Origin of the sequence: Arthrobacter sp. Hiyo1 (genome assembly GCF_001263615.2) — a bacterium.
Classification (GTDB): Bacteria; Actinomycetota; Actinomycetes; order Actinomycetales; family Micrococcaceae; genus Arthrobacter.
The window spans coordinates 1,542-6,492 of record NZ_DF952472.1; the positions used below are offsets into that span (position 1 = coordinate 1,542).

7 protein-coding genes are annotated in these 4,951 nt (G+C 63.4%); 4 read left to right on the top strand and 3 right to left on the bottom strand.

The features are described from left to right. Both AHiyo1_RS13690 and AHiyo1_RS13695 read left to right on the top strand, forming a co-directional pair. A partial coding sequence (locus AHiyo1_RS13690) for an ABC transporter permease (RefSeq protein WP_148667582.1) occupies positions 1 to 569 on the top strand: 569 nt, incomplete at its 5' end. Positions 570 to 595: 26 nt separating this feature from the next. Next, positions 596 to 1,027, top strand: coding sequence for an ABC transporter permease (locus tag AHiyo1_RS13695; RefSeq protein ID WP_340639325.1), 432 nt, complete (start codon positions 596 to 598; stop codon positions 1,025 to 1,027). Positions 1,028 to 1,538: 511 nt separating this feature from the next. On the opposite strand, the gene AHiyo1_RS28275 is transcribed toward AHiyo1_RS13695, so the two are convergent. Next, positions 1,539 to 2,000, bottom strand: coding sequence for a LysR family transcriptional regulator (locus AHiyo1_RS28275; RefSeq protein ID WP_148667584.1), 462 nt, complete (start codon positions 1,998 to 2,000; stop codon positions 1,539 to 1,541). Between the two features lie 152 nt (positions 2,001 to 2,152). On the opposite strand from AHiyo1_RS28275, the gene AHiyo1_RS13710 reads away from it, so the two are divergent. Beyond that, positions 2,153 to 2,503, top strand: a complete 351-nt coding sequence (locus AHiyo1_RS13710) for a muconolactone Delta-isomerase family protein (RefSeq protein ID WP_084784505.1) — start codon at positions 2,153 to 2,155, stop codon at positions 2,501 to 2,503. Here AHiyo1_RS13710 and AHiyo1_RS13715 read toward each other — a convergent pair. Both AHiyo1_RS13715 and AHiyo1_RS13720 read right to left on the bottom strand, forming a co-directional pair. Then, positions 2,474 to 2,740, bottom strand: coding sequence for a GlsB/YeaQ/YmgE family stress response membrane protein (locus tag AHiyo1_RS13715; RefSeq protein WP_059388932.1), 267 nt, complete (start codon positions 2,738 to 2,740; stop codon positions 2,474 to 2,476). The genes AHiyo1_RS13710 and AHiyo1_RS13715 overlap by 30 nt on opposite strands. Positions 2,741 to 2,835: 95 nt before the next feature. Then, positions 2,836 to 3,735 carry a diacylglycerol/lipid kinase family protein gene (locus tag AHiyo1_RS13720; protein WP_059388933.1) on the bottom strand — a complete coding sequence of 300 codons (900 nt, stop codon included), beginning with the start codon at positions 3,733 to 3,735 and terminating at the stop codon, positions 2,836 to 2,838. A gap of 184 nt (positions 3,736 to 3,919) precedes the next feature. Between AHiyo1_RS13720 and AHiyo1_RS13725 the strand changes: the two genes are divergently transcribed. Further along, positions 3,920 to 4,924, top strand: coding sequence for a transglycosylase domain-containing protein (locus tag AHiyo1_RS13725; RefSeq protein ID WP_084784506.1), 1,005 nt, complete (start codon positions 3,920 to 3,922; stop codon positions 4,922 to 4,924). The last annotated feature ends 27 nt before the right edge of the window (positions 4,925 to 4,951 follow it).

The following is a 4,951-nucleotide window of genomic DNA, read 5'->3' on the forward strand; positions in this document are numbered from 1 at the left end:
TTCTGGCCAGCCTGCTGCCGCCCGTCGCGTTCCTGCTGATCATCTTCGTAGTGGCCGGCGCGGTCGGCCGGAACCCGGTCGCCCTGGTGGTCGAGGACAGCGGGCCGCAAGCGCAGAGACTCGTCTCGATCCTTGAGAACTCGGACGCCTTCCGCGTCCAGCGGGCAACTCCCTCTGAAGCCACCCAGCTGCTGGACACCCTTCAGGTTGCGGCGGTCATTACCGTGCCCGCCACGTTCGACGACGACTACCGGGCCCGGCGGCCCGACCCCGTCAGCGTGCAGATCAACAACCTGAACCTCGACTTCACCAACGATCTGCGCCGTTCAGTGCCAGCCGCTATTACGAATTTTTATGCCGGCCAGCCGGACACTCCGATCATGGTCGGCGTGTCCGAATCGGACCTGAGGCCGCACGACGTCGACCTGGTCCAGTTCCAGCTCGTGCCGATCCTCGTGCTCCTTCTCACGATCATGGGGATCGTCAACGGCGGGTTGGCCGCGGCCCGCGAGTTCGAAGACCTGACCATCAAGCGCTGTTGCTCTCGCCGATTGGCCGCGGGACACTGATTGCCGGCAAAATCCTGGCGTGCTGGGTGACGACAATGCTCGTGGCGGCGGTGGTGCTGGCCTTGTCGTTCGCCTTTGGGGTGCTCCGGCCTGCCGGCTGGTATTGGTTGCCGGCTCTGGCCGCGATCGGATTGATCGCGCTGGCGGCCGCGGGGCTTGGGACCGCTTTGGGAGGCGCGCTGCGACGCTTTTCAGCCGTTGCCGGGGCAGGCATCAACCTCTCCATCTACCTGTTTTTCCTCAGCGGAGGAATCAGTGTTGCAGCCTTCCTGCCGGATTGGATCCAGGCCATAGCGCATTTCACACCAACGTTTTATGGCGTGGATGCCTTGGAGGCCGCGATCTTCTACCAATCGACCGACAACCTCGGCCGCGACCTCGCGGTACTGCTGGCTACGGCCGCAGTCGGACTCGTCTTGGGGACGGTGTCCCTCCGGCGGCGGCTCGTCGATTACTAGGCTCCGATGGCTGCCTCAGTTCCCTTGACCTAGGTGTGCGAAACGTTTCACGCTTGCTTTTCAGTGGTTGGGGGCCAGTGGGTTTCGGTCGGGGGGATTCGCCACCCAGCCGCCGATGCACCGTCGATCAACGTTCGGATCGCGCCCGTGACGATAGGCCGTGTGTCATCCGCGCGATGCAGCAAGTCCCATGCCCACAGCGGTACCGGGGACGTGACGGGCCGGCGGGTCAAGGTGGGTGGCATCGGCGCCGCATGGCGTTTAGGCGATTGCAGCACTGGCCGCCTCAAGCGGGCCACATGTTCGAAGAATGCCGGTCCGGTAATGCCACCGTCGTCGATGTGTGTGACGGACGCCCCGCTGGCCTTCGCGAAGGCCAACGCATAGCGGTTCCACGAGTCCCAGGACGCTTCGTCAACATCGACGAGAACCGTGAGCTCGGCTGCTGGCACGCTGTCGTGACGGGTCGCGTGGTGGGCGCCTGGCATGACCGCCTGCAGTCGCTCGTACATTAGGAGCTCGGCCACCAGGTTCTGCCGCACGACGTCGGCATTCTCAATCCACGCGATGGCGAGGTCGAGGCTGCCTTCGGCACCCGCGCCGCTTGGGTATGGGATGGCAGGACCCACTCGTCGATACGGATCCGAAGGGTGGGCATTGTCGCGATCCCCGGGGGAAGCCAACTGACATAGCCCAGCCGCAGCGGCAACTGTCGGTCTCCGTTGCGAGCCCGATCGAACGCTCGCGTGGCAGCGGCCAACACCTCGCGGGCGTCAGTCAGGAACTCGCTGCCGGCGGGCGTCAACTCGACATGCCTGCGATCACGGATGAGGAGCTGAGTCCCGAGCTCGCGCTCAAGGTTGATGATCTGCTGGGACAGCGACGGGCCGGCAATGTGGAGCCGCTCTGCGGCTCGACCGAAATGCAGCTCCTCGGCGACAGCGACAAAGTAGGTGAGCTGCCGGAGTTCCACGGGTTGATTGTACGCCGGAATGACCGCTGGGAGGCGGGGCCTACCAGTGCTCGGATACAAGTCGTGGACCGCAGACGTGTACTCGGGTTGACTCAGAGAAAGGGCACCCGCCCGCAGGCCAACAATCACACAACAAAAAAGAAATCAGTCCGATGGAATTCCTCACCACCCTCACCACGAACGTCCCGCATGGAACGCCGGAATCGACGGTCGACTCCACCAAGGATCGCGAGGCTATCCGCGCTGCCGAACTCGCGCAGATGGGCCACCTCCTGCGATTGTGGCGGCCGCCCACAGAGCCGGGCGAGTGGCGCACTGTCGGCCTCTGGAGCGCCGACACTGAAGCCGATCTCAAGGAAATCCTTGCCTCGCTCCCGTTGCACGTGTGGATGACCGTAGAGATCACGCCACTGAATCCACACCCGAACGATCCTGTGCCGGCGAAGGCCTGCCCATCTGCGGGCCATCCACGTCTAGACCCTGCTTCGACGTCCTCTGAATAGGCCGAAGATCAGCAGCACGATGACGGCCCCCAGGATGGACAGCAGCCAGGTCCTCAGATCGAAGAAGTCTCCCAGTCCACCACCGAAGACGAGGGAACCGATCCAACCACCAAGAAACGCCCCGACAACTCCTAGAAGGAGGGTAAGCAGCAAGCCGCCGCCTTGCCGTCCAGGAAGAATGGCCTTTGCGATGGCGCCCGCAATCAGGCCGAGCAGAAGAAAAGCGAGAAGTCCCATGGTGCATCTCCTTTGCAACGAAGACGAGCGCCAGTTCGGCGCTTCGCCTCTGAGTCAATCAGCATGCTTACTGGCAGGCAAGGCCCCGCGCCCTCCTATCCCAGGGTGGAGAGGGCCGCCGGTGCGCACTCAATCCTGACCGGCACGTCAGCGTCAACGGATTTCACTTCACCGTCGATCTGGTAGCTCAGGGGCTTGAGGGTGGTGAACGAGTAGCTGCTCACGCTGGGCTGGTCCCCCAGCCCCTTGGTAGCCGCCCGCAGCGCCGTCAAGAGGACCCGCCACTTTGGCTTGTGGGCAAAGAGGACCACTTCGAATTTTCCGTCAGCGAGCTTGTCGTCGGCGCCGCTGAGCGTGGCATACTTGGCCATCTCCGGAATGTTGGCGAGCACGAGGCTGTCCAAACGGCGGCGCTTGCCGTCGGCCAGGCGTATTTCGAAGGGCTCGAACTTCGAGAAGGTCCGGATCACGGAGACCATTTCCTTCAGGGCGCCCTTGCCGCCCTTTTCCAGGTCAATCGCCATTACCGGGGTCAGCCCGAAGCCGACATACGAGTGCGCGTACTCCCCCGGCGAGCCCGACCCCTTTCCCGTGTGCACGCGCAGCAAATCGATGCTCCGCACCCTGCCCGCGGCGATCGCCTCCCCGAGCGGCTGGGTGCCCGTGCTCCGCCTGTGATCATTGGCATTGCCCGCCCCCAGCACCGCGCACACCGCCTTGGGGTTGCCTCCTTGCATTACGCCGTTGACAACCTCGTTGTAGCCGCCGTCACCACTGACGGAAACCACCAATACATCCCCGCCACCGCTCACAGCGTCGCGCGCCAGCTCGACGGCATGGCCAGCATGGGCGGTTGGCTGGAGCCTGATGTCCGCGGTGTAGCTGAGAAGATTCTCCAGCTCGTTGTGGAGACCCTCAGCCAGCCTGCGTGCATCCCCCGTGCTGTTGGGATTAAAAATAATGACGATCGATTCAAAGGTCCGTGCAGAAGTCATTGCCGCTCCGATATTCGCTCGTGATGACTTCGGTAAGTGTACTTACAATCCTCTCCTGCACGCTAAGGACCGGGTTCCGGCCAACTTAGCTGGACGGAACAATCAGCAAGGCCCGGTAGAATATCGTGCCATCCTCTCCCCCTTCCAGGGGTAACTGCGCGGGACGAGAAGCAAAGGCAGACCGATGGACACTCCAACACCACCGACCCCGCCTCGGCGTCCGCAGCCAGGAAGACCTCCTTCAGCGGGCCGCCCTTATCCTGCCCGGGCCAAAGTCATCAGCTCCCCGGTGCCTGTCCCGCTGGAGCCGCAAGAGCCGGATCGGGCCCAGCCGCCGGTACCCCCGGATGGCAAGAAGGCCAAACGATCCAAAGGGAAGTGGCGCCGCAAGCTCCTCTTGGCGCTGATCGCCCCGCTTGTTCTGGTCCAAATCGTCGCTTTCATGTTCAGCATGGGCGTGACCCCACCGCGCACCGCCTACATGCTGGAAGCGGGTGAACCCAACGTCTACCAGTTCGTCTCGATCAACCACATGAGCCGGCACTTGCTGGCGGCGACCATCGCCCATGAGGACGAACAGCTCGGCACGCGCAGCGGAGCCTTCGACGTCGGAGACCTCCAGGCGAGGGCGCAGGCGTACTTCCAGGGAAAGCCGGACCCCAGCGGTTCCACCATCCCCCAGCAGTTGGTCAAGAACATTTTCCTTTGGGACGACCAGAATGCCGTCCGCAAGGGAATTGAAGCCGTCCTGGCAACTCAGTTCAGCTACACGTTGAGCCCTCAGCGCACCTTGGAGCTCTACCTGAACTATGCCCAGTTCGGTCCCCATCTGTACGGGGTCTGCGCCGCAAGCTGGTACTACTTCGGAACACCACCGTGGAACATGTCCGATTACCAGTCGGCCCAGCTGATGGGCGTCCTTCCGCTGCCGGATCTGGTCAGGCGGGATCCCAACGGAGGCATCTACCTTGGCACAGGCGTCAACCCTGCCGTGTGGAACCTTGTGAACGGCGCCGCGAACGTCTGGGTCCCCCGGCAACTCGATGGCCTGGGCGGATGGCAAGCGGCCGTTGGAACGATCGGCATCACAGACACTGCCGACAGCCATGCCGGCCAGCGCTCCGACAACGACGCGTGCTCAACCATGCCCCAAAGCGTGAAGGACCGGATCCAAAGCGAAGCCGGCTAGGAACGCGGCCGGCGCCGTACCCGGGTT